The organism is Psychroserpens mesophilus, assembly GCF_000826645.1.
Classification (GTDB): domain Bacteria; phylum Bacteroidota; class Bacteroidia; order Flavobacteriales; family Flavobacteriaceae; genus Psychroserpens; species Psychroserpens mesophilus.
Window position 1 is genome coordinate 303,709 of the sequence record NZ_JXJP01000002.1, and the last position, 23,107, is coordinate 326,815.

General features: G+C 33.3%; 22 protein-coding genes. 5 read left to right on the forward strand and 17 right to left on the reverse strand.

The genetic code is table 11. The annotated features are described in order from the left end of the window. Window positions 1-2: 2 nt before the first annotated feature. The 8 genes from TD18_RS03755 to rsfS all read right to left on the reverse strand — a co-directional run bounded on the left by TD18_RS03755 (window position 3) and on the right by rsfS (window position 7,206). On the reverse strand, window positions 3-1,082 hold the full coding sequence (locus TD18_RS03755; protein WP_040248608.1) for an NADH:flavin oxidoreductase: 1,080 nt from the start codon (window positions 1,080-1,082) through the stop codon (window positions 3-5). A 105-nt stretch (window positions 1,083-1,187) separates the two neighbouring features. Continuing rightward, window positions 1,188-2,351: a M28 family peptidase gene (locus TD18_RS03760; protein ID WP_040248611.1), complete on the reverse strand. Its 1,164-nt coding sequence runs from the start codon at window positions 2,349-2,351 to the stop codon at window positions 1,188-1,190. A 27-nt stretch (window positions 2,352-2,378) separates the two neighbouring features. Then, on the reverse strand, window positions 2,379-2,645 hold the full coding sequence (locus tag TD18_RS03765; RefSeq protein ID WP_040248613.1) for an acyl-CoA-binding protein: 267 nt from the start codon (window positions 2,643-2,645) through the stop codon (window positions 2,379-2,381). Then, window positions 2,642-3,295, reverse strand: coding sequence for a phosphatidylserine decarboxylase family protein (locus tag TD18_RS03770; RefSeq protein WP_040248615.1), 654 nt, complete (start codon window positions 3,293-3,295; stop codon window positions 2,642-2,644). The genes TD18_RS03765 and TD18_RS03770 overlap by 4 nt, the downstream gene beginning before the upstream one ends. Beyond that, entirely contained in the window at window positions 3,285-4,106 is an 822-nt protein-coding gene (locus TD18_RS03775) for a phosphatidate cytidylyltransferase (RefSeq protein ID WP_040248617.1), read from the reverse strand. The genes TD18_RS03770 and TD18_RS03775 overlap by 11 nt, the downstream gene beginning before the upstream one ends. Continuing rightward, window positions 4,107-4,712: an LUD domain-containing protein gene (locus TD18_RS03780; protein WP_040248620.1), complete on the reverse strand. Its 606-nt coding sequence runs from the start codon at window positions 4,710-4,712 to the stop codon at window positions 4,107-4,109. A gap of 103 nt (window positions 4,713-4,815) precedes the next feature. Beyond that, window positions 4,816-6,804 carry an ATP-dependent zinc metalloprotease FtsH gene (ftsH, locus tag TD18_RS03785; protein WP_040248623.1) on the reverse strand — a complete coding sequence of 663 codons (1,989 nt, stop codon included), beginning with the start codon at window positions 6,802-6,804 and terminating at the stop codon, window positions 4,816-4,818. 30 nt (window positions 6,805-6,834) lie between these two features. Further along, on the reverse strand, window positions 6,835-7,206 hold the full coding sequence (rsfS, locus tag TD18_RS03790; protein WP_033960754.1) for a ribosome silencing factor: 372 nt from the start codon (window positions 7,204-7,206) through the stop codon (window positions 6,835-6,837). A gap of 96 nt (window positions 7,207-7,302) precedes the next feature. Between rsfS and TD18_RS03795 the strand changes: the two genes are divergently transcribed. Continuing rightward, complete coding sequence (locus tag TD18_RS03795) at window positions 7,303-8,034, forward strand: biotin--[acetyl-CoA-carboxylase] ligase (protein WP_040248627.1); 732 nt, start codon at window positions 7,303-7,305, stop codon at window positions 8,032-8,034. Here TD18_RS03795 and TD18_RS03800 read toward each other — a convergent pair. Both TD18_RS03800 and pyrE read right to left on the reverse strand, forming a co-directional pair. Continuing rightward, the gene (locus TD18_RS03800) at window positions 8,031-8,426 is read right to left on the reverse strand and encodes an SRPBCC family protein (RefSeq protein ID WP_040248632.1); all 396 of its coding nucleotides are present in this window, start codon (window positions 8,424-8,426) and stop codon (window positions 8,031-8,033) included. The genes TD18_RS03795 and TD18_RS03800 overlap by 4 nt on opposite strands. Before the next feature lie 115 nt (window positions 8,427-8,541). Next, window positions 8,542-9,186, reverse strand: a complete 645-nt coding sequence (pyrE, locus tag TD18_RS03805) for an orotate phosphoribosyltransferase (RefSeq protein WP_040248634.1) — start codon at window positions 9,184-9,186, stop codon at window positions 8,542-8,544. Between the two features lie 122 nt (window positions 9,187-9,308). On the opposite strand from pyrE, the gene TD18_RS03810 reads away from it, so the two are divergent. Beyond that, the gene (locus TD18_RS03810) at window positions 9,309-9,890 is read left to right on the forward strand and encodes an NUDIX hydrolase (protein WP_040248636.1); all 582 of its coding nucleotides are present in this window, start codon (window positions 9,309-9,311) and stop codon (window positions 9,888-9,890) included. A gap of 3 nt (window positions 9,891-9,893) precedes the next feature. Here the strand turns inward: TD18_RS03810 and TD18_RS03815 are convergent, their stop codons facing one another. The 4 genes from TD18_RS03815 to TD18_RS03830 all read right to left on the reverse strand — a co-directional run bounded on the left by TD18_RS03815 (window position 9,894) and on the right by TD18_RS03830 (window position 15,083). Continuing rightward, window positions 9,894-10,586, reverse strand: coding sequence for an N-formylglutamate amidohydrolase (locus TD18_RS03815; RefSeq protein WP_040248639.1), 693 nt, complete (start codon window positions 10,584-10,586; stop codon window positions 9,894-9,896). Further along, window positions 10,583-11,809, reverse strand: coding sequence for a glutamate-cysteine ligase family protein (locus TD18_RS03820; RefSeq protein ID WP_040248642.1), 1,227 nt, complete (start codon window positions 11,807-11,809; stop codon window positions 10,583-10,585). Before TD18_RS03820 ends, TD18_RS03815 begins: the two co-directional genes overlap by 4 nt. 2 nt (window positions 11,810-11,811) lie before the next feature. Beyond that, complete coding sequence (locus TD18_RS03825; RefSeq protein WP_040248644.1) at window positions 11,812-13,257, reverse strand: RimK family protein; 1,446 nt, start codon at window positions 13,255-13,257, stop codon at window positions 11,812-11,814. An 89-nt stretch (window positions 13,258-13,346) separates the two neighbouring features. After that, the gene (locus TD18_RS03830; protein WP_040248647.1) at window positions 13,347-15,083 is read right to left on the reverse strand and encodes a M14 family metallopeptidase; all 1,737 of its coding nucleotides are present in this window, start codon (window positions 15,081-15,083) and stop codon (window positions 13,347-13,349) included. A gap of 159 nt (window positions 15,084-15,242) precedes the next feature. Here TD18_RS03830 and TD18_RS03835 point away from each other — a divergent pair, with 159 nt between their 5' ends. Together TD18_RS03835 and ctlX are read left to right on the forward strand one after the other, a co-directional pair. Continuing rightward, the gene (locus TD18_RS03835) at window positions 15,243-15,635 is read left to right on the forward strand and encodes a hypothetical protein (RefSeq protein WP_040248649.1); all 393 of its coding nucleotides are present in this window, start codon (window positions 15,243-15,245) and stop codon (window positions 15,633-15,635) included. 83 nt (window positions 15,636-15,718) lie between these two features. Next, window positions 15,719-16,663, forward strand: a complete 945-nt coding sequence (gene ctlX, locus TD18_RS03840) for a citrulline utilization hydrolase CtlX (protein ID WP_040248651.1) — start codon at window positions 15,719-15,721, stop codon at window positions 16,661-16,663. A gap of 188 nt (window positions 16,664-16,851) precedes the next feature. Here the strand turns inward: ctlX and TD18_RS03845 are convergent, their stop codons facing one another. The 3 genes from TD18_RS03845 to TD18_RS03855 form a co-directional block, all read right to left on the reverse strand. Then, window positions 16,852-17,484 (reverse strand): chromophore lyase CpcT/CpeT, encoded by a 633-nt coding sequence (locus tag TD18_RS03845; protein WP_040248654.1) that lies wholly within the window; start codon window positions 17,482-17,484, stop codon window positions 16,852-16,854. 40 nt (window positions 17,485-17,524) lie between these two features. After that, entirely contained in the window at window positions 17,525-19,585 is a 2,061-nt protein-coding gene (locus tag TD18_RS03850) for a tetratricopeptide repeat-containing sensor histidine kinase (RefSeq protein WP_040248656.1), read from the reverse strand. Between the two features lie 325 nt (window positions 19,586-19,910). Further along, window positions 19,911-21,044, reverse strand: a complete 1,134-nt coding sequence (locus TD18_RS03855) for a glycoside hydrolase family 53 protein (RefSeq protein WP_040248659.1) — start codon at window positions 21,042-21,044, stop codon at window positions 19,911-19,913. 142 nt (window positions 21,045-21,186) lie between these two features. On the opposite strand from TD18_RS03855, the gene argS reads away from it, so the two are divergent. Further along, window positions 21,187-22,971 carry an arginine--tRNA ligase gene (gene argS / locus TD18_RS03860; protein WP_040248662.1) on the forward strand — a complete coding sequence of 595 codons (1,785 nt, stop codon included), beginning with the start codon at window positions 21,187-21,189 and terminating at the stop codon, window positions 22,969-22,971. The last annotated feature ends 136 nt before the right edge of the window (window positions 22,972-23,107 follow it).

Consider the following 23,107-nt stretch of genomic DNA (forward strand, 5'->3'; position numbering starts at 1 on the left):
GTTTATTCAGCTACAAAACCATCCCAACGTTTCATATAAGTTACAAACTTGTCACTTAAGCCTTCTTTGTGTAAATAGTGTTCTGATACAGGAATCGCAACAGGCTCAAAGTCAGGATTGGCAAGGACTAATTTTGGAAAATCATGATGTAAAATCGCTGCTCGACCAATAGAAACGAAATCGACATTAGCATTCAGAATTGTTTGTACATCGGTTCCTGTTCTAATATTTCCGGCAACGGTTAGTTTAACATGCTCATAATCTAAATTTGTAAAATGTTCTAATAAGGTTTTGTCTTGAAAATCTTCTTCTTCGGGAAATTTAAAACAATCCCAAAGAGAGATATCCAAAAAGTCTATTTGATTCTCATCAATAAACCGTTTACAAACAGTTTTAACTTCGTTAAGTTTCATGCCAAAACGTTCAGGAGATAACCGAACACCTAATACAAAATCTGGTCCACAAGCCTGTCTGATACCGTTGGTAATTTCAAATAGCAATCGCGCTCTGTTGTCTAGATTGCCTCCATAATTATCAGTACGTGAATTAATTTCTGCACTTAAAAATTGAGATATAATATAACCATGTGCACCATGCACTTCAACACCATCATAACCACTTTTCTGAGCCCTTAGAGCTGCTGAAATAAAATCGTTTTTAAGTTGTTTCACTTCTTCAAGTGACAATTCACGAGCATTGTGTTTTTTTATAGATGAAGCAGACACTGGCTGACCTTCAATTAAATCTTCTGGTGAGCGCATGCCAGCATGATGCAATTGCACAACAGCCAAACTTCCATTTGATTTGATTTCTGTAGCAAGACGTTTATGACCTTCAATGTGTTTATCTGAGAAAATACCTAACTGACCAGGAAACCCTTTTCCGTTGGCTTGCACATGCGAAGCACAAGTCATTGTTAGTCCAAAACCTCCTTTAGCACGCATTGTTAACCAATGGTATTCTTCATTAGAAAGCGTTCCATCGTCATGACTTTGAGTATTTGTCATTGGTGCCAGCATAAAACGATTTGGCATCGTTTTTCCACATGAAAAAGTCAGTGGTTCATTAAAAAAATCTCTCATTAGTCATTGGTTTAATAGGCCAGGCATCAAATACATCAAGCTTAATTTTTAGCATTATAAAAATTCAAAAAAATTAACCTCAAACAAAGTATTTAAGCGTTATAATTAATATTCAATGATAAGCCGTTTGATAAATCGCTTATTTTCAAGTTTAAATACAGCAAAGTACGGCGCAGCAGCTAGTTTGTCTATTGAAATGGTTTGTCTTTGTTGGCTAAGTTTGGTTTCATAGACTTGTTTACCTAACATATCAACAAGCTTAAATTCAACTGTTTCTTCTAAAGGATCGTTGAAGGCTATTTCTAAAAACCCATCAGAAGGGTTAGGACTAATGCGTATTTGATTATTGATATGGGTTTCTTCTTCTATACTTAATGTTTCATAAGCTTTTGCAAATTCCATCGCAGCTCCTAAAGCCCCTTTGGTTACCTGATACAAATAAGGTACGTCCATATTCACTAACAAATCATTCGCAGTGTGTGCATAAGGCGTTTCATTTTTTTCATATATACCAGTAATAATTTCACCATTATTCTCAAAAGGAATATAATCTGAAGCATAAGCATAAGAGATTTCAGTATTCAAGGTTGAATACAATTCGAAAAGCGTTGCTAAGTCATTTGTAAATGCATTAGAAGCTGCATTATTTGAAGCAGGAGAACTTTGATCACGTTCGCAAACAATGGTATTATTATTAGTTCCGGCAAGACCACCAACTTCATCAATATTAAAAACCAGTCTAATGTCTAAGTTTTGAGGAATTACGGTATTGTTTACATAGTAATTGCTTCCGACCAGACCATCTTCTTCGCCAGAAAAATGAATGAATTTGATAGAGTATTCAGTATTAATATCTTTTAATAAACGCGCTAATTCCATAATCAAAACCGTTCCAGAGCCATTATCGTTGGTTCCTGGACCATTGATGGTATCGTAATGTCCGTCAATAATTAAAAAAGTATTTGGGTATACAGTTCCGGTTTTGGTGATGATGATATTGTTACTCGTGCCTGATGAATAGCTGAAAGGTTGCAAGACAATATCTGTATAGCCTAAACTTTGATAACGAGCAGTAATCCAGTTTTCAGCATCAGTTAGACGAGTAGACCCTACGTTTTTTATTCCGAAGCTTTCAAAGGTTGTTAAGTCATTTAAAATATTTGCTTGTGAAGTGTTCTCAACAATACTAGCATAAAATGAATTGAATGTTTGAGCGTATAACGAGATTGAAACTAATGATATAAGACAGGCTAAAGATATTTTTTTCATGCGTTGGTAATTCGTGAAATTTGGGACTTATTCTCTGTATAAAAAGTAATTATTTACCAAATCAATATATACTTGTTTGGCCTCATCTTGAGTAACATCTTGAATTTGAAACAAGGCATTGGTTTTAAAGGCATTAATGATAGGTTTACTGCTACTCGGACGACCATAATTATTAGTCGCTTTTTTATAATAGGCATATAAACGAAGTAGAAAATCGGCTGGAAACGGTTGTGTGTGCGCGTTAATTCGTGCAACAGCGTCTTGAAATGCAGTATCTAATTCTTCTGAATTCATAGTTTTTCGGCAATGATACTTTCACCACCTCGTACTTTTTGATTGAGCTTTACTTTAATATTGGCATCTAAAGGTAAAAATAAATCTACTCGACTTCCAAATTTAATAAAACCAGAATCACTGCCTTGAACAGCTTCATCATCAACTTTAGCATAGTTTACGATGCGTTTGGCTAATGCTCCAGCAATTTGTCTGTATAATATTTGTCCGAAATTTTTGTTATCAACCACAACTGTTGTTCGTTCATTTTCTTCGCTGGCTTTAGGATGCCAAGCCACCAAATACTTTCCAGGATGATATTTACTGTAACTCACTTTTCCACTTATCGGATAACGAGTGACATGCACATTAATAGGAGACATAAATACAGACACTTGTATACGTTTATCTTTAAAAACTTCTTTTTCAAAAACTTCTTCAATGACAACTACTTTACCATCTACTGGAGAAACTGCAGTATGATTTTCAAGTTTAGTATGACGTTTAGGATTTCTGAAAAATTGTAAAATTAGAATCAGAAATATCAATAGAGTGACAGATAGCAATAGCCTGAGCCATTCCATAGTTATAAACCAATCGATAACTAAAACTCCTGCAATGACAAGAACTAGTGTGATAACTATAATTTTATAACCTTCTTTATGAAACATACGTTACAAGTCTTAAAAATAAAAATATAAATGGTGCCGCAAAGATAATACTATCTAGGCGATCTAGTAAACCACCATGTCCAGGCATGATAACGCCACTGTCTTTTACATTTGCCTGACGCTTAAATTTAGATTCTATCAAATCACCAAGAGTTCCAAAGACACTAACAATAATTGCTAATATGAGCCAAATGGTAAAATTAAGAATTTCGGTATATTCAGCAATAAAATAACTGGCAACACACGCAAAAAACAAACCACCTAGAAATCCTTCAACAGTTTTTTTAGGGGAAACACTTGGAAAAAGTTTTTGTTTTCCGAAATTTTTTCCCACCAGAAAGGCAAAGGTATCATTCACCCAAACCAAAACAAATGAGCCCAATAAAAGTAGAGGAGTGAATGTATGTCCAAAATTGGCAATAGAAATTAAAAAAACAAATCCACTTGACAAATAAAATGTTGTGATGATAAATCGCTTGGACTCAAATAGAGGTATGGTTTTTTCTGAAAACAGATCTTTAATTAAAATGAGCTGAACAAATATGGTAATAACCAATAGAATTTGTGAAGCTTCCTCATAGCCATTTGTTGTACTTGAAATTATTTCCCAATAAGCGAAACCTAAATACAATATTGAGTATACGATATATGGAGAAATACTTTTAAGATTAATAAGTTTTTTAAACTCAGCCATAGCAATGAGACCGAATATATAAAAGAGGCCTATAAGTGCGTGTTGCCAATAAAGAGATGCAATAAGAAGTGAAATATATAATAGTCCAGAGAGCGCTCTTGTAAGGGTTTCTTTCATCTATAAATCTTCTAGGAGCAGCAAATATAAGTTTTTAGAGCTACTTCCATAGGTGAGAAAATCTTTGTCTTCAATAGTTTTGAAGTGCTTTATTGTGGTGATATTGGTAGGAATCTTTTCTTTGTTTTTTCCTTTAATTCCTCTTAAACCTTCTCCAATATTTTGAACAAACTGGCTTGTAGTTGCGTAAATTATAAAGTTAGCTGGAAGTTCTTTTAGCTTTTTTTCAGCAATTTGATTTGAAGAAATTAAAAGGGATCCATCATCCGAAATCAAGTATTCACAAGTGGAAAGGAAATATATGCTTTCAGAAACATTTCTAGTAGATTTAAAGTTGAAATCCTTGAACATTTCATTCAGACGTTCATCAAAGATTAAAACCTTTTCGTCTTTCCAGTTATTTTCCTTTAAAATATTATTGAGACTATTATTAACTTCTTGCATATTTTCACAATACAAAAACTTACCGCCATTTGCTTTAAAATTGATTGTAAATTGCTCGTCTATAGGCAGTTTTATTTCAGGCATATATTTGCCTCTCTCTTCGCTTTTTATGTGATCTTCGGGCGTGTCTTTTAAACCGAAGATTTTACGAAATAGACTCATTTAAAGAATTGCTAATAATCAAGTTTTAAAATAGTATTTATCAAATATAAAAAACTTAAATTAAACATAAGTCAATTTAAGTTTTTTATAGGAAATTAAAGGATTACTCTTCTTCAGATTGAGATGCCTTATTATCATCAGTAACGATACTTGGCTTTGGTTCTACAAGTTCTTGTTTAGCAAAAGGACGTTTTCCAAAGATTTTCTCAAGATTGTCTTTAAAAATGACTTCTTTTTCTAGAAGCACTTCTGCTAACTGAGTTAATTTGTCTTTGTGTTGTTCTAACAAATTAATAGCACGTTGGTATTGTTTTTCTATGATGTCTGATATCTCCTTATCAATGAGTTCAGCAGTTTGCTCACTGTATGGTTTAGTAAAACCGTATTCAGATTGACCTGAAGAATCATAATAGGTTAGGTTACCCACTTTATCACTTAAACCATAAATAGTAACCATAGCTCTGGCTTGCTTTGTCACCTTTTCGAGATCACTTAAAGCACCTGTTGAAATTTTATTGAAAATCACTTTTTCGGCAGCTCTACCACCAAGAGCAGCACACATTTCGTCAAGCATTTGTTCTGGACGAACTATAAGTCGTTCTTCAGGTAGGTACCATGCAGCACCTAGCGATTGTCCACGAGGTACAATTGTTACTTTTACTAATGGTGCAGCATGTTCAAGCATCCAACTTACCGTTGCGTGACCAGCTTCATGAAAAGCAATTGCTTTCTTTTCCTCTTTAGTAATGATTTTATTTTTCTTTTCCAGACCACCAACAATTCGATCTACAGCATCCAGAAAATCTTGTTTTCCAACAGCCTTTTTACCTCCACGTGCAGCAATAAGGGCGGCTTCGTTACAGACATTAGCGATATCTGCACCAGAGAAACCAGGAGTTTGTTTTGCCAGGAAATCGATATCTAACTTTTCAGATTGTTTGATAGGTCTTAAATGAACTTCAAAAATTTCTTTACGTTCTCTTACATCTGGTAAATCGACAAAAATCTGTCTGTCAAAACGTCCAGCACGCATTAAAGCTTTATCTAAAACATCGGCTCTGTTGGTTGCAGCTAAAACAATGACATTTGTATTTGTACCGAAACCATCCATTTCAGTTAATAGTTGGTTTAATGTATTTTCACGTTCATCATTAGAACCAGAGAAATTGTTTTTACCACGAGCTCTTCCAATAGCATCAATCTCATCAATAAAGATAATTGCAGGTGATTTTTCTTTAGCTTGTTTGAATAAATCTCGCACTCTTGAGGCGCCAACACCAACAAACATTTCAACAAAATCTGAACCAGATAAAGAGAAGAATGGTACTTTAGCTTCTCCAGCTACAGCTTTTGCTAATAAAGTTTTACCAGTTCCCGGTTGCCCAACTAATAAAGCACCTTTAGGGATTTTGCCACCAAGAGAAGTATATTTCTCAGGGTTTTTAAGGAAATCTACAATTTCTTGAACTTCTTCTTTAGCACCTTCTAAACCAGCAACGTCTTTGAACGATGTTTTTACATCAGTTTTTTCATCAAACAATTTCGCTTTAGATTTTCCTATATTGAAAATTTGTCCGCCAGCACCACCACCAGAACCTCCAGACATTCGTCTCATAATAAAAATCCAAACACCTATAATAAGAATAAATGGTAATAGCGAAAACAGGAAATTGCCCCAATGATTTTCTTCTGTTTTAAAAGAGACAGGAACATTTAGGTTCGGGTTGTCTTCTAAAATTTTTTCTACTTTATTTTGAAATAATTCTAATTCACCAAATTCAAAGGTGTAGTTTGGTTGAGGTGTAACCGATGGTAATAAACTATTCGGTTTTGAGTTTTTATGGTTTTCTAATTCTTGAGCTTCTTTAGTAAGATACACACGTGCTTCTCTGTCATTAACGATCACTAGTTTTGATACATCTCCTTTTTCAAGATATTGAAGAAATTCAGAAGGGTTTATTTTTTTCGTAGATGAATCACTAAATCCTCCTGAAAACAATTGAATTCCAAGAAAAGCAGCAATGATAATTCCATATATCCAATACGGATTTAATTTAGGTTTCTTATTTAAATTTTTGTTGTCTTTTGCCATTATTTAAATGCCACAATGTGGCTAATTTTATTAGTAACTTGTTTCTATAACTGTGGTCTTTGCGTCTCCCCAAAGACTTTCAATGTCATAGTAAGATCTGATATGCTTCTGAAACACATGTACTACGACATTCACATAATCCATTAAAACCCATTCCGCATTATCAACACCTTCAACATGCCAAGGGTTATCTTTAAGCTCTTTACTTACTTTTTTCTGAATGGAGTTTACAATGGCGTTTACTTGTGTGTTGGAAGTACCTTCGCAAATAATGAAATAATCACAAACCGTATTCTCAATTTCTCTTAAATCTAGAATTGTAATCTCTTTTCCTTTTACATCTTCAATACCAGCAATTACTGTTGCTATTAGTTCGTCTGGGCTCGTATTTTTTTTCGCCATTAAATTGATTTAATTTTGTGCAAAGTTATTATTTTTTTTACTCTTATTATGCTTAATTGATTATAAGAAATTCTTAAAGTTTTTTAACACAATACTATGCGTATCATCAAACTTAATGCCATTGACTCGACGAACTCTTTTTTGCGCCAGTTGAGCGCTGAAGAATCGGTTGACGATTTCACAGTTGTCGTTGCGAATTATCAAACTGATGGTCGAGGTCAAATGGGCACACAGTGGCAATCTCAAAACGAAAAAAACCTTATGTTTAGTGTGTTTAAGGATATAAAAGGTTTAGATGTTAGGTCGCATTTTTCCTTGAGTATGGCTGTGTCTATTGCTGTTTTTGAAGCCCTAAAAGTGTTCCAAATAAACTCACTTAAAATCAAATGGCCTAACGACATTTTGTCAGAGCAAAAAAAAATATGTGGTATTTTGATAGAAAATGTCATTAAACAAAACAAATTACAGTCTTCAATTATAGGAGTTGGACTTAATGTAAATCAAACGCATTTTAATGATTTACCAAATGCAACATCTATGCGTTCAGTTTCCGGTGAGAAATTTGATCGAGAATATGTGTTACAGGAAATTTTAAAACAGTTAACATACTATTTTTCATTAGTGAACTCTAAATCTTATCACATTTTAAAGAACGCTTATGAAACTAATTTATTTAGAAAAGATAAACCTTCAACATTTAAGGATACCAATGGTAATCTGTTTTCGGGATATATAAAAGGCGTAAGTAGTTCAGGTCATCTAAAAGTACTAGTTGAAGATGGTATTATAAAATTATTTGAACTTAAAGATGTGCAACTGCTTTTTTAAACAGCTTTTGGAATATTTATCGATAAGGTCTCAATAAATTTACTGATTGGACCTTTAATCATCATGGCCATCATAGCATTAAACTCACCATCAAACGTTAATTGAGCTTCACTTGTGTTCTCGTCAATAGGAGCAATGTCTGCAGTAAGTGAAAAATCTAATTTACCTCCAGCTGCACCTAAAACAATTTTATTAGGTGAAATAGCTTCTTTCTTTTTAAGCACGATTTCTGGCATACCTTTTAGCGCAAATACAAACTTATCGTCATCTAAAACTTCAAATTTGCTTATATTTTCTGGCATTAACTTTTCGAAATTTTTTACATCAGATAAAAAATCAAATGTGTCTTTAGCCGATTTTGGTATGGTAGTTTTTGGTGATTCTAAATTCATTTTATTTGTATGTTAAGTTGTTTGTTCATAAGTCGTTAAATTGATGTAAAGGTAATCATGGAGTGAAATATACCAACTCTACATCTTTACAACTTCATAACTTAATATTTTTATATCAATTAGCATTCCATTCACTCGGATTAGCATTCCAAAGTGCTAAAATGTCTTGTTCTTTTGAAGTAATATATTTCGTGTCTAAAGCTTGCTCTAACAAATTTTCATAATTGCTTAAGGTATGAAGTTCCACATTTGCCTTTTCAAAATTAGCACGAGCGACTTCAAATCCATAAGAGAAAATAGCGACCATGCCTTTAACGTTTACTTTAGCTTCTTCTAGTGCTTTTACAGCATTGAGGCTGCTCTTTCCAGTACTGATTAAATCTTCAACCACTACCACATTTTGTCCACTTTCTACAAAACCTTCTATTTGATTTTGACGTCCATGTGATTTAGCTTCTGGTCTTACATATACAAATGGTAAGCCTAATTCTTCAGCGACCAATACACCAATCCCGATGGCACCTGTTGCAACGCCAGCAATAACATCGATGTGGCCATATTTTGCTTCAATTTTTTTTGCCATTGTAGTGCGTATGTAGTTTCTAATTTTGGGAAAAGAAAGTACAATTCTATTATCACAATATATGGGAGATTTCCAGCCTGATGCCCAAGTGAAAGGGTCATTAGGTTGAAGTTTTATTGCATTTATTTGTAATAAAACTTCGGCAGTTTGTTTTGCGGTTTCTTTGTCAAAAATCATGGTGCAAAATTACATAATTTAAACCTAATTTATTTTCAAACTCTGAATAAATTAATTTTAAAATGAAACAAAGTAGTTTAAAAAATGATATTTTTACCTTCCAAATACTATGACCATAACTGATGTATCGCATTTTTGTAAATGACAAACCTATAATTCTAACCACAGAAGTTAGCCCTGAACACAATTTTAAAAATTACCTCATGTCTTCAGTTAATATCGGAAAAGTTATAAAAGAATTGAATTCGACCTCTTTGGAAGAAGTTCGCATTATTGGCAAAAAGCAAGAAACTTTAATCAAAAAATTCCTGAAAAAGCTTCCCAATGTGATTGCTGGAGGAGGAAAAGTGATTAACGATAAAGGAGAAGTGCTTTTCATTTATAGAAATGATAAATGGGATTTGCCTAAGGGAAAAACTGAAGGAAAAGAAACCATTGAAGAAACTGCCTTAAGAGAGGTTGAAGAAGAAACAGGTGTTTCAGGATTATCGATAGTAAAACCAATGGAAACGACGTACCATATTTTCAAACGCAATGGGAAACATAAAATAAAAATCACCTACTGGTTTGAAATGAAGTCCAATTATAAAGGAGATTTATTACCTCAGGAAAATGAAGGCATTACTAAGGTCGTTTGGCTAAATCAAGAAGAACAGATAAAAGCTCTTGAAAACAGCTATGCCAATATCAGAAGCCTGATTTAAAAATTATTTTCTAAACTGTAAACAAGATTGTATCGCTAATCGAAGTGTTTGCTTCAGGTTAGAATCCATCACATTTGATTTTGAAAATTTCTGATTGATTTCAATTTCAATTCCTATATAGTGTTCAGGAAATTGTTTTCGTAAATAGCATGTGAAGCCATCAGCCTTTCCTAAATATGGATAATTGTATCTCACATTTAAATCTGGATTTACAATGTTAAGTTGCAATTTTAATGCCTTAGAAAATTCTTTTTCCAAATGTCGTTCAGAATCATAAAGCAAACCAACATCACACTTTCGTTCAACTGAATTTAATTTTGGTGTAAAGCTGTGTATCGATAAATGTAATACAAGTTCATCATTTGAGATGAGTTTTGATATTTCAGATTCTACACAATTTCTATAAGGCAAATAATAAGTTTCAATAATGTTGTTCTTATGTTCAGGTTTTAATGATTTTGTAAATTCTGAAAATAGATTGTTGTGATGTAATGAGCGATTCAGTTCAATTAAAAGCCGACTCGTTTTGCTATACATTGAAAAACGAGCGAGATCTTTTAGGTATTCAAAAGTATCTAAAGCGCCAAGGTCAAAGCCACGATGTGTTTGTAATTGTTTTGATGCATTGTTGAATACGAACTTGTAAGAATCGGGAATTTCATTTCCACCATGTTCACAAGTTAATATGAGAATCATGGTATGAAAAGTGTATTGTTCTCAAGGCATTCCGCAAGTTTTAAATATACCTTTTTAATGTGTTTTTCTGAAAAATTAGAACCGATAGCTTTTAATATTCTCGTAGATAAGGTGCCTTCAGCTAAAATGATATCAAGTGTATTTCTGTGTTCTGGACTGATATTATCTTTTACAATTTCATACAAATGCCTCCATACATCTTGTGAGGTCATTTCGATATCTATTCCGAAGGTCTTAAGGAATTTTAAATTGGTGATGTTAGAATGTTCTCCATGTTTAATTCCATCATTTAAAATCTCAAATAAATCCTGTTTTGACCATGATTTCTGAGTTCGTAAAGAGCAAATGTCTTCAGCAACAAGAGCTTTCAATACTTCAATTATTAGAATACAAATCGCAATATCTGCTTTCGGACATTCCTGAATATCAACCAAACGAATTTCGATGGCATTCCTGTCAAAACGCGCAATAGCTCCTCTGGAATTTAAAAAATGATGATCTAAAATTTTATTAGTATCATGAGGTTTGATTGCTCTTTTAATGGGCTCAAAAATAGTAGTATGATAATCGTCTTTTGAAAAAACGCGTTCTGGGATAACCAGACCAGTCATTTCTGGGATTTCTTTCTGATTGGTTTTATAAAATTCTAATCGAGAGTCCATAAACTCAGTGCTTTTGCCTTCCAGAATTGGAGAACTCGCACATAAACTCGGAATTAATGGTAAAATAAGTCTGATAGCTGCATGCAGTTGTTCAAATTCTTTATCATTAAAAAACGGTAAATTGATATGTGTGCTCTGAACATTGCTCCATCCATGACCTTTGCAATCGAAAATTCTGTTATAAAGTTCGTAAACTTCACTGTAACTGTGCTTCCATAGTTGTGTGTCAGTTGATGGATTCATTAAAGGATGCGAAGCTGTTGGCAATAGCATCATATGGTGTTCTCGCAACAACTGATTGATTTCTTTAATATTTTGGTGAAAATCTTCAGATAACGATTCAATATTGTGAGTTGGTCCGTTCGTTTTTAATTCGACGACGTGCGCTACCAATTCATTACTCCAGGCAATAGAACCATTTTCAATATCTGATGTTAATTCACCATGTTTAAGCGTCAACAATTGATCTACAGCTGGAGCAACTTTTAAGTCGGTTGAAGATACAAGCATGTATTCGAGTTCAATTCCATAAACTTCAAATAAATGATATTTTTTACTCATGTTTAATCTAATCTGTTTTTAAATGCTGAAAGAATTTTTGTGTAAATCAAATCTCCGTAATGCAAATCTTCTACACCAAAATCGATATTCGGATTATCGTTTATTTCAATAACCATTGGTTTGTCGTTCACGACTTTAATATCAATACCATAAAGACCTTTACCCATTAATTTTGCCGATTTTATGGCCATTTGAATCACGTCTTTTGGAACTTGCTCAATAGGAAGGCAATCGGCTTCTCCATCTTGTTCTTTCTTTTTCTTGGCATTCCAGTTGTAGATTTGCCAGTGACCTTTAGCCATATAATATTTGCAGGCATAGAAAGGCTCGTCATCTATAATTCCGATTCTCCAGTCATAATCTGAAGGACAGAATTCCTGAGCGATAATAAGATCAGATTCTTTAAGCATATCTGAAACTAAAAGATCGTATTCCTCTTGGGTTTTAGCTTTTTTTACACCAAATGAAAATGTAGAATCAGGTGCTTTTAACACACAAGGTAAACCGACAGCTTTAACCACTTCATGTCTGTTGTCTTTATGTATGATAACTGTTTTTGGAGTTGCAATGTTGGCATTGTTTAATGCTTCAGCCATATAGACTTTATTGCAACATTTCAAGATTGCATCAGGATAATCAATAATAGCAATGCCTTCCTGTTGTGCTTTTCTGGCAAAAGAATAAGCTTCATTGTTAACTTCAGTGCTTTGTCTTATAAAAAGCGCATCAAAAGTTGATAGTCTTGATAAATCTTTAGGTTCAACGATTTCAGCATAAATATTCATTTTGTCTGCGATATCTAAAAACTTTTTTAAACCTTTTGGATTACTTGGAGGAGCAGGATCATCAGGGTTGACTAAAATGGCCAAATCAAAATCATAGTTTTGAATTTTTGGTGTATCATATCTCTTTTTCGAAAAATATTGAATAGCAAATTCCTGAGCACTTTCAAAATGCTCTTTTGGGATTTCAGATTCAGGAATCGCCTTAATACTTTGAATATTCCATTTTGTGGTATGGTTAAATTTTACTCTTAAAAAAGGCACCTGAAAATTTCTGTAAAACAAAGCGCTCAACTCACGATATTTTTGCGCTACGTTTTGTCCAAAATAAATACTCAAAGTAAACTCCTGTGATTTGATGTTTTTTAAGCTCGACTGAATCACATCATCAAACTCATTTGAAACTATTTTTACCAGTTTGAGTGTCGTCAAATCAACAATATTTTTGATTGTTGGAATGGCTAAATGTCCTCTGGCTTCGGCTAAAAGGGACACGTAATAGCCTTTCGATTGATACGAATACTCTTTGCAAAGGTTAAAAATTCGTGCTTTTTTAAGAAGTGAATATTTAGGATTTGTAAGATAATCCTGAGATGAAATTACTGTAATATTATCAACTGAAAAATTCCATTTATCAGGCTGATTTACAACAATGTATTTATTCATTAATGACGCAAAATTGCGATGTATATTTTTGACAAAATTAGATAATTTTTGAATCGCTTTTACAAAAGTGAAAAATATATTTAGGCGTTTTAAAATAAGCGATATACAGGATATTGCAAATGTGCATTTTCATAATGTTCACTCTGTTTATGAAGCCAGTCTAATTGCGCATACCAATTGGCTGCAAATTCCTGATCATTTTCTTTTTTGGAAAGGAATTCTTTTTCAATTTGCGGATTCTGCTCTAATAGTAGTTTGGCTTTGTCTTCCCATACATAAGGTGAAAATCCTTCTTTTTGCTGAAGAATGGTATCAAAGAAATTCCAGCCAAAAAATGAATCTGGAGCTTGTGGTTCAAGTGTTTCGATGAGGTATCGAAATGCATCCTGATTTGTGTGAATCAAATAATCACCTTTAGAAAACATAATGTTTTGTTTATGAGATTCTACTTCTACGTTATAATGCGGATAATGACCTTCATAAGCCTGTGACGTGGTGTCGTAGTTTTTAATTTTATATAAATTGACATTGAGTGTTGTATCCCTTTCAAATGAAGTCATTTCGACGTTATTCATTTTGAGTAAATCAATGATAGTCCACCAGCTTTTCGGAATCACATACGCTTTTGGGATGTCAACCTCTAAAGTAGATGTCATATAGTTTTGATATGTGATCTCTTTTGTAAACGGTTTTGTTGCATCGTATTTTAGACGTTGAAAGCCTGTTACATCGCTGTCAGTCATTTGTCCTTCAAAACCTTTAAACTGCAATGTGGTAGTTTGAGTTGTGTCGATAGTCCATTGAATTGGATATGTTGACTTTTTCTGAAATTCTTCAAAAGCATGTTGTCTTAATTCTGAAATTTCTTCGCCTTCACTTTCAACAATTTCAATCATACTTTTCATCAGTTCGTAAGTGCCTTCAACGCGTTGTTTATAAGGTTTGAGCATGTGTGTTTCAACCATCATTCCAAGTGTATTCCAAAGCGTAGTATAACCCGTTGAATACCTTGGCGAATCCATAAACTGACTAAATCCTTTTTCCGGAGTTCTATTGAAAACATTCACGTAAGGCGTAATATCCCAATCTTTGTCTTCTAGTTTTTGTTCTAGTTGAGGCATCATCTTAGTATGCAAAAAGTTACCCAAAGATCCTCCTAATTTGTTGTGTTGTGTAAATAAATGGGTTAAGGTATATTGGTAATCTGCGCCATTACTTACGTGATTATCTATAAACACATCAGGCTGAATTAGATGAAAAATTTTTGCAAATGTCCGTGCATTTTTTGTGTCACTTTTAATAAAATCTCTATTCAAATCATAGTTTCTAGCGTTACCTCTGAAGCCATATTCTTTTGGTCCGTTTTGATTGGTTCTGGTCGTCGAGTTTCGATTTAAGCTTCCACCAATATTATAAATAGGAATGGTTACTATAACAGTTTCTTTTGGCATATTGATTTTTCCTTGTACTAAATCTCGAAATAGTAACATGGTAGCATCGATACCATCAGATTCTCCTGGATGAATACCATTATTGATGAGCAACATACGTTTGCCTTTTTTTCGTATGGATTCATAGTCAAATACTTGACTTGGATTAAGAGTAACAATGTGAAGCGGTTTGCCAGAATCAGTTTCTCCTATAGCTTGTATAGAAATTTCAGCATACGTTTCAGCTAAATCAGTGTAAAAAGCAATGGTTTGTTCATAGGTCGCTGTTTCTGTACCATTTGATTTTTCAAATATTGTTGTAAAATCGGTTTCAGATTTGCGTTCAGGTGAAGTACAAGAACTTAAGATGACTAAACAAATAATTAGCTTTTTCATAATGTGAAATATTTGAATGTCAAACTTACTTAAAAAATAGGTCTGTTAATTAGCTGGTTAAGCATTTATGTTAATATGTTGTGAATTGTTTTATTGAAAAACTGTAATCGCCATACTTTTTTGTCCTAATTTTAAATTATCCCTTTAAAATAACATACAATGACACAAAGTGAAAAAGTTTATAAGCTTTCCTTCGGAACAATTATCACTATTAACAATCACTTAGCCGAAGTTATCATAGATGAAGGTATAGAAATGGATGAGCATTTAGTTGATGCATATCATGATTTTCTACTCTCTCATTTTAAAGCACCATTCTCGCTATTAATTAATAAAAAGAACTCTTATTCTTATACGTTTGAAGCTCAAAAAATTATTGCCAATCTTGAAGAGATTCATAAAATGGCGGTTTTAGTAGGGACTTTAGGAAGTGCTTTAGCAACGAAAACCATTATTAGCTTAAAAGAAAGAGAGAATATTAAAATTTTTGTAGATAGAGAAGAGGCTTTAGATTGGATCATCGACAAAGAGTTTAAAAGAAATGTGATTTAATTCTTTAGGATGCTATTTTTGTTTTAATAATTAAGCTTATCAATACTAAAAAGTGCTAATTTTGCGCATATTATTCATACAATATGTCACAAACTACAAATACGATTTTAATGATCCGTCCTATAAGTTTTAGGATGAATGAGCAAACAGCTATCAATAACTATTTTCAGGAAGATTTAAATATTAAAAATGCTGAGATTAATGCAAAAGCTCAAGCAGAATTTGATGCATTTGTCGAAAAGTTAAAAGCTGTTGGTGTTAATGTAATTGTCGAACAAGATGACATATTAATGGATACACCTGATTCGATATTCCCTAATAATTGGGTGAGTTTTCACGAAAATGGAGATGTTGGTTTGTATCCAATGTTTGCTGAAAACAGGCGAAGAGAGCGTCGTGACGAAGTCTTTATTCGTTTAGAAAACGAAGGCTTTAAAATTGAGAATATTGTTGATTACACAAGTGCTGAAGATGAAGGTGTTTTTTTAGAAGGAACAGGCAGTTTGCTTTTAGATCGTATTAACCATAAAGCTTATTGTGCTTTGTCTCCAAGAGCTGATGAGGATTTATTTATCGAGTTTTGTGAAGATTTTGAATACACACCAATTATTTTTACTGCTTATCAAACGGTTGAAGGGAAGCGTCTTCCGATTTATCACACCAATGTGATGATGTGCTTGGCCGAAAAATTTGCAGTGATTTGTTTGGATAGTATTGACGATAAAAAAGAGCGCAAAAGTGTTGTCAAACATCTTAAACAAGATGGTAAGGAAATTATAGAAATTTCTGAAGCACAAATGCATCAGTTTGCTGGAAACATGTTACAAGTGCAAGGTCATCACAATCAGCGTTATTTAGTCATGAGTAAAGCAGCTCATGATAGCTTAACTCCTAAACAAATTGCTGCTATAGAAAAACATTGTCCGATTTTGTCCAGTTCTTTGGAAACCATTGAAACTTGTGGTGGAGGCAGTGCACGTTGTATGATGGCAGAAGTGTTTTTACCTAAAAACTTGTCGCTTAACTAAGTTTAAGCTTGCGTTTTTTCAGAAGGGATTCATAATTTAAATCATTAAATCGTCTCTCTGAACTTGTTTCAGGGTGTCAATTAACAATTAGTGGAATGTCAATTAGTAATGTGATGCTGAAACGAGTTCAGTATGACGTTAATGCTAAATGAAGGTATACCAAACAGTCTATTTCTACTTTGAAATTTTTAATCTAGTTTATTAAAAATATATCCACCTTTTTCAGCTCCCCAGATGTGTTCGCCTTTATCGTCGAATCCTCTGTCCCAGGATATGATTTTATCTGATAAGATTTCAACTTCACTTGTTGCATAAGAGGCTCCATATAAAGTGCTCTCACATGTTTTTTCGCCTGTTTCGCCTTTAAAATAATCTGTGTCGATTCGCTTGAGTAAGACTTCACAGCCTTCCTTTTTAGTAACCTGATTCATAGATAACGAATCAAATGCTTTAGGTGTTTTCCATTTACCAATCCATAACGAATCGTTTTCAATCGTGTAAACAGCAGAACTGAAGATGCTATCATTTAGCTGGGTAACTTCATAAACGCGCTGTCTGTAAGGTTTATTTTGTCTGGCATTTAAGGCTTGTTCAACATATAAATAATTCCCTTTATCTTCCCAAATAGGATACATGTGAAGCGAGATGTTGAAGTAAGTGGAGTCTATTTCAGCTTGAACCTCAGAACTAAAAGAGCCTTGCATCATGCTAAATAAATCTTGTAGATGATTGTCTTTTACAGTTTCTTCAGGTTTTGTTTCAGAATTTTTACAACTAAATAGAGTTGCTACAACAGCAAGAGAGAGAATAAAATGTTTCATGTTTGTGATTGGTTTTTGCTAAGATACACAAAACCAAGAATTATTCTGTCGGTTTATTCTTTGGAAGTTCAACATAGAACTTCGTGCCAACATTAGGTGTGCTTTCAACCCAAATTCGTCCACCATTAAGTTCTACCAATTCTTTACAAATACTAAGTCCGAGACCTGTGCCTTTTTCATTATTTGTACCTCTGGTTGTAAAAGTTCCATTCTGAAATAATTTGTCAACATTTTCACGAGAGATTCCAACACCTGTATCTTCAATGCAAATTAGAGATTTTCCGTCGTGGTCGTTATTTGAAACTGTAATCACATCTCCAACGCGTGTAAACTTCACCGCATTTGTAATTAAGTTTTGAATCACGATTTCAATCATACTCTTGTCGGCATAGATAAAGTCTCTACGCGATTCATCAATAAGAACAATACGTTTTTGTTCAACTTTTTGTTCTACAAGTGCCATCTTATTTTTGAAGACTTCCTGAATATTAAAAAGTTCTGGTTTTGGTTTAAGATTTTGCATTTGTGACTTTGACCAGTTCAACAGATTGTATAATAATGAAGAAGCATTATCGGCATTTTCACTTAACTCAGGAACCAAATTATAAAACTCTTCACGAGAAATACTATCCTCTTTTAAGAGATCAATAAAGGCCTTTATTGATGAGATAGAATCTTTTAAATCGTGAGAAACAATTGAAAACAGTCGGTCTTTTACCTTATTGATTTCTTCTAGGCTTTTAATCTGTTCAGAATAAACTTCATTTTGTAATTGAACTTGTGTGCTTTTTTCTTGTAGTTCTCTATTGAATTTTAAGGTGTTTTTACGTTTCAAATAGATGAGTAGCAAAATCGTAGATACAATTAAAAATGCAGCAATAGAGGTATATGCAATGGCTTTTAAACGTTTAATCTCTTCTTCATTTTTTTTATCTTCTTCTTGTTTTGCAATAGAATTAAAAGCATCATCTTCAATAGGATCTACAACTTCATTTTTGATACTGTTAGTGTCAACTGGAATTTTAGGTTGTTTAGCTTGATCCAATTCAATCTTTAGTTCGTAGTATTTGGCCTGCCAAAAGAATGCATTTTGGAACCTACCATTGATAGAGTCTAGCTCTTTTAATAACCTGTAATTTTTTAGTAGCTCAGGTTTATTATTAATTTTGGTTGCAATATTGTAAGCTTCATTTAATTGAATTTCTGCAAGCTTCAATTTGTTTTGTTGCATATTAAGCTCTCCAATCGCATTCAATGTTCTTAAGATGCCATCATCATTTTTTGTGCTTCTATTAAATTTTAATCCTTCAACTAGATATTCAGCAGCTTTGTCGTAGTCTTTAAACTGAAGGTATTCGCTACCAATTCGTGGAAGAACTTCTCCTCGAATGGCTTGGTCTTCTTTGGGGTTTAATAGCTTTAAAACTTTCTCGTAATATTCAATAGCTTTTCTGTGCTCTTTTCTATCTGAATATAAGGAAGCAATGTTTTTAGTAGATGTTTTAATTCCAGAACTATCTTTCAATTGTTCTCTTACATTTAAAGCTTTAATATTAAACTCTAAAGCCTTATCCACCTGATGCGTGTTATAATACGCTTCAGCTAAATTATTATAAGCTGAGCTCAGTTCATCTAAAAGATTTCTGGTTTCAAAAGTTTGAATAGCTGATAGCGAATTCTCAAGTCCAACACTATAATTTCCACGTTTTATTTCAATTAATCCAATACTATTGTTCACTTTAGCGATTCCTAAAGTATCTCCGAGCTGTGTGTAGTATTTTTTTGATTTGTTATAACCATCAATCGCATTGTAGTAATCATCATTATGTGAATAGATTAATGCTTTGTAGTAGTTTACATCAGCTATGCCTTTGTTATGATTTAAGAATTTTGAAAGTCTTTCCGTTTGGTCAATATACAACAGCGCTTTTTTAAAGTTCCCGCTTTTGTACAAGGCCTTAATCAAATACAACGAAGTGTCTACTTTAGAAGAGTCTTGTTTTTGATAAGCTAATTGTATAGTAAGACTATCGATCTCATTTGTTTGGGAAAAACAAAAAAGCGAAGAACATAAAACAGCTAATGTAATTAACTGCTTCATAGCGTTGTATTAAAAGTTACCGAGTTGTTTAAACTCTTATTAACCTTGAGGGAAAGGGGAACTAAGTTTAAATAAGTCAAGGGTAACCTCAATAATGATTGAATATTAAGTTTCATCAACGTTTGGGACTCTTGATTAATAGCTTACCAAAAATGGATAAAAGGGTTCTAATTTGCTAATTTTTGGGTTTTAATACCTAAAAATTAGATAAAGTGACCTTTAGAAATTATGAAAAAATCGACGAATAGATGAACGGTAAAAAACATAGAAAAACAGCACTTTTATCGATGAAATGCATGTTTGTGTTTAAAGCTCTGATTATTAACTAGTTGTTTTTGTAGATATCAAAAATAGGCAACGCCTTAAGGTTGAAATCAAACATGCATTGATTTTCCCAAGAACTTCCTGATGTTGAGGTGTTTTCGTTGCCAGAAAACGCAACCCAATCTGGAGCCCAATAACAGAAACCAATACCTCGATTATTAGGTATATTTTTTAGGGTATTAACTAACCATGTAAAATACGCTTTCTGGCCCTGAGGTGTCGCTGAAAACTGACTTAAAATTTGATTTTCACTGCCAATGTAGTTTGTGCTGTTATCATTCCAATCTAATGTAAATGGATAGGCAACTTCAACCATAAGAACATCTTTATCAAAGGTTGTTGCAAGTTCATTCAGTTTAAATTGAACCAGATTTAAATCCTTAGTATGAAATTGCGGATAATAAGAGAGTCCGATGATATCATAATCAACATTAAAAGCACTAAGCTCATCAAAGAAAAATATAGCATTTTCCAGATTAGAAAGATGTAACATAATTTTAACCGAATCATCTGTATCTACTTCTTTTACAGCTCGAATCGCTTCTTTAACTAACATGGTAAAGTTGCTCCAGTTATTTGAAAAATCTCCCCAGACTTTTCCGTAATTCCATAAAAATCCACTGTCGGTTTCGTTTCCAATTTGTATGATGTCTGGAAGCGTATTTTGATTTTTTAACTGCGTAACTACATTTTTGGTGTACTCATAAATAGCAATGCGTATGTCTTCATTGGTCATATTTTGCCAAGCTACTGGAGGATTTTGTGTTCCCGGATCTGCCCAATAATCACTGTAATGAATATTTAATAAAAAGCCCATTTGCTTAGCTTTCACACGTTGCGCATAAGTCTTGACATCCTCTAAACCATTTTCTCCATCTTGAGGTGTATGCCATAATTTAAGCCGAACAAGATTGGTGCCTTTTTCAGAAACAAAATCAAGAAGTTCAACAGGAGTTCCATTTTCATCTTTATAATCGAGATTATAATCTTCCAATTCAGATTGAAACGATAAATCCATGCCTTTGTAAAACGTAGAATTATCTTCAGGTGGATTGTCCTGTTGGACTTTAAAGTCGTCAGAATTGCTACAACTAGCACATATAAAAAGTAATAAAAGAGGTGTAAGTAGTTTCATTAATTTAATTCTAGATCAAACTTAACGATAATTCTATAATTTAAAATGATCGATAACTCTTAAAATAATCAATTTAAGCTAGCCATCGCCATAAAAAAATAATAAAAAACCTATCTTTGCAGACTTATAAAAAAGGATTAAAATGAATCTTCAGGAGACACTATCAAATCATGTGCAACAGGCTGTAAAATCAATTTACAGTGCTGATTTAGAATCGGTTGAATTTCAGGCCACTCGTAAAGAGTTTGCAGGCGATATAACTGTGGTCGTGTTTCCAATGTTACGTATTGTAAAAGGTAATCCAGTTCAAATTGGTGAACACATTGGAAATTATCTGGTTGAGCATGTTTCAGAAGTAAAAGATTTTAATGTTGTCAAGGGGTTTTTGAACCTGGAAATTGGCGCGTCCTATTATATTGATTTCTTCAACAGTATTAAAGGTAAAACAGACTTCGGATTTGTGACGCCTAATCCTTCTGAAAAAGCAATTATGGTTGAGTATTCTTCACCAAATACGAACAAACCATTGCATTTAGGACATATTAGAAACAATTTATTAGGCTATAGTGTTTCTGAAATTTTAAAAGCTTCAGGAAAGAAAGTTTATAAAACACAGATTATCAACGATAGAGGGATCCATATTTGTAAGAGCATGTTGGCTTGGAAGCGTTTCGGAAATGAAGAAACTCCTGAATCTACTGGATTAAAAGGCGATAAGCTCGTCGGAAATTACTACGTCAAGTTTGATCAAGAATACAAAAAGGAAATACAAGAATTAGTATCTCAAGGACTATCTGAAGAAGACGCTAAGAAAAATGCACCATTATTATTAGAAGCGCAACAAATGCTTCAAAAATGGGAAGCTGAAGATGATGAGGTTGTAGCGCTATGGCAAACCATGAACGGTTGGGTTTATAAGGGCTTTAATGAAACTTATAAAAATTTAGGTGTTGATTTCGATAAACTCTATTATGAGAGTGAAACCTACTTGTTAGGAAAGGAATTTGTTGCCGAAGGCTTAAAAACAGGCGTTTTTTATAAGAAAGACGATGGTTCTGTTTGGTGTGACTTAACTGAAGATGGTCTTGATGAAAAAATCGTTTTGCGAAGTGATGGCACAGCAGTCTATATGACGCAAGATATTGGTACTGCCATTCAACGTGTGAAAGATTTTCCAGATGTTGGAGGTATGGTTTATACTGTTGGTAATGAGCAGGAGTATCATTTTCAAGTCTTGTTCTTAATCATTAAAAAGTTAGGGTTTGATTGGGCTAAAAACTTATTTCATTTGAGCTACGGAATGGTTGATTTGCCTTCAGGAAAAATGAAAAGTAGAGAAGGTACTGTTGTAGATGCTGACGATTTAATTCTAGAAATGGCTCAAACAGCTGAAGAAATTTCAGAAGAACTAGGTAAGTTAGATGGTTATTCTTCAGAAGAAAAACAAGAACTTTATAAAACGATTGGTCTTGGCGCGTTAAAATATTACATATTGAAGGTTGATCCTAAGAAGCGAATTTTATTCGATCCTAAAGAATCTATAGATTTTCAAGGAAATACAGGGCCTTTTATTCAATATACCTACGCAAGAATTCAGTCTATATTAAGAAAAGCAGATTTGAATAAAGATGTCACACTGAGCACACAGGATGTGTCTCTTCATCCTAAAGAAAAGGAACTATTGAAGCAACTTGAGATATTTCCTGAAGTCATTCAGAATGCAGCACAACAACATAGTCCCGCTTTAATAGCAAACTATACCTATGATTTGGTAAAGGAGTTTAATTCATTTTACCAAAACGTGTCAATTCTGGGTGCAGATAATGACTCTGAAAAAACATTTCGGGTGCAATTATCGCAAACGGTTGCAAACGTTATTAAAAATGCATTTGGCTTATTAGGTGTTGATGTTCCAGAACGCATGTAACTATTAAATAGCTTCTATTTATATTGATGACAATCACGTATTCGTTAGTAATGCAAAATGTTAAATTAATGTTAATATAACATTTTTACAAAACCCATCATTCCATTTTCTCGTAAGTGTTTTTGCCTTCCCAAAA

Excerpts from the sequence above, each read along its gene's own strand:
- TD18_RS03755 (WP_040248608.1), bottom strand. The coding sequence starts at position 1,082 with ATGAGAGATTTTTTTAATGAACCACTGACTTTTTCATGTGGAAAAACG.
- TD18_RS03760 (WP_040248611.1), bottom strand. The coding sequence starts at position 2,351 with ATGAAAAAAATATCTTTAGCCTGTCTTATATCATTAGTTTCAATCTCG.
- TD18_RS03765 (WP_040248613.1), bottom strand. The coding sequence starts at position 2,645 with ATGAATTCAGAAGAATTAGATACTGCATTTCAAGACGCTGTTGCACGA.
- TD18_RS03770 (WP_040248615.1), bottom strand. The coding sequence starts at position 3,295 with ATGTTTCATAAAGAAGGTTATAAAATTATAGTTATCACACTAGTTCTT.
- TD18_RS03775 (WP_040248617.1), bottom strand. The coding sequence starts at position 4,106 with ATGAAAGAAACCCTTACAAGAGCGCTCTCTGGACTATTATATATTTCA.
- TD18_RS03780 (WP_040248620.1), bottom strand. The coding sequence starts at position 4,712 with ATGAGTCTATTTCGTAAAATCTTCGGTTTAAAAGACACGCCCGAAGAT.
- ftsH (WP_040248623.1), bottom strand. The coding sequence starts at position 6,804 with ATGGCAAAAGACAACAAAAATTTAAATAAGAAACCTAAATTAAATCCG.
- rsfS (WP_033960754.1), bottom strand. The coding sequence starts at position 7,206 with ATGGCGAAAAAAAATACGAGCCCAGACGAACTAATAGCAACAGTAATT.
- TD18_RS03795 (WP_040248627.1), top strand. The coding sequence starts at position 7,303 with ATGCGTATCATCAAACTTAATGCCATTGACTCGACGAACTCTTTTTTG.
- TD18_RS03800 (WP_040248632.1), bottom strand. The coding sequence starts at position 8,426 with ATGAATTTAGAATCACCAAAAACTACCATACCAAAATCGGCTAAAGAC.
- pyrE (WP_040248634.1), bottom strand. The coding sequence starts at position 9,186 with ATGATTTTTGACAAAGAAACCGCAAAACAAACTGCCGAAGTTTTATTA.
- TD18_RS03810 (WP_040248636.1), top strand. The coding sequence starts at position 9,309 with ATGTATCGCATTTTTGTAAATGACAAACCTATAATTCTAACCACAGAA.
- TD18_RS03815 (WP_040248639.1), bottom strand. The coding sequence starts at position 10,586 with ATGATTCTCATATTAACTTGTGAACATGGTGGAAATGAAATTCCCGAT.
- TD18_RS03820 (WP_040248642.1), bottom strand. The coding sequence starts at position 11,809 with ATGAGTAAAAAATATCATTTATTTGAAGTTTATGGAATTGAACTCGAA.
- TD18_RS03825 (WP_040248644.1), bottom strand. The coding sequence starts at position 13,257 with ATGAATAAATACATTGTTGTAAATCAGCCTGATAAATGGAATTTTTCA.
- TD18_RS03830 (WP_040248647.1), bottom strand. The coding sequence starts at position 15,083 with ATGAAAAAGCTAATTATTTGTTTAGTCATCTTAAGTTCTTGTACTTCA.
- TD18_RS03835 (WP_040248649.1), top strand. The coding sequence starts at position 15,243 with ATGACACAAAGTGAAAAAGTTTATAAGCTTTCCTTCGGAACAATTATC.
- ctlX (WP_040248651.1), top strand. The coding sequence starts at position 15,719 with ATGTCACAAACTACAAATACGATTTTAATGATCCGTCCTATAAGTTTT.
- TD18_RS03845 (WP_040248654.1), bottom strand. The coding sequence starts at position 17,484 with ATGAAACATTTTATTCTCTCTCTTGCTGTTGTAGCAACTCTATTTAGT.
- TD18_RS03850 (WP_040248656.1), bottom strand. The coding sequence starts at position 19,585 with ATGAAGCAGTTAATTACATTAGCTGTTTTATGTTCTTCGCTTTTTTGT.
- TD18_RS03855 (WP_040248659.1), bottom strand. The coding sequence starts at position 21,044 with ATGAAACTACTTACACCTCTTTTATTACTTTTTATATGTGCTAGTTGT.
- argS (WP_040248662.1), top strand. The coding sequence starts at position 21,187 with ATGAATCTTCAGGAGACACTATCAAATCATGTGCAACAGGCTGTAAAA.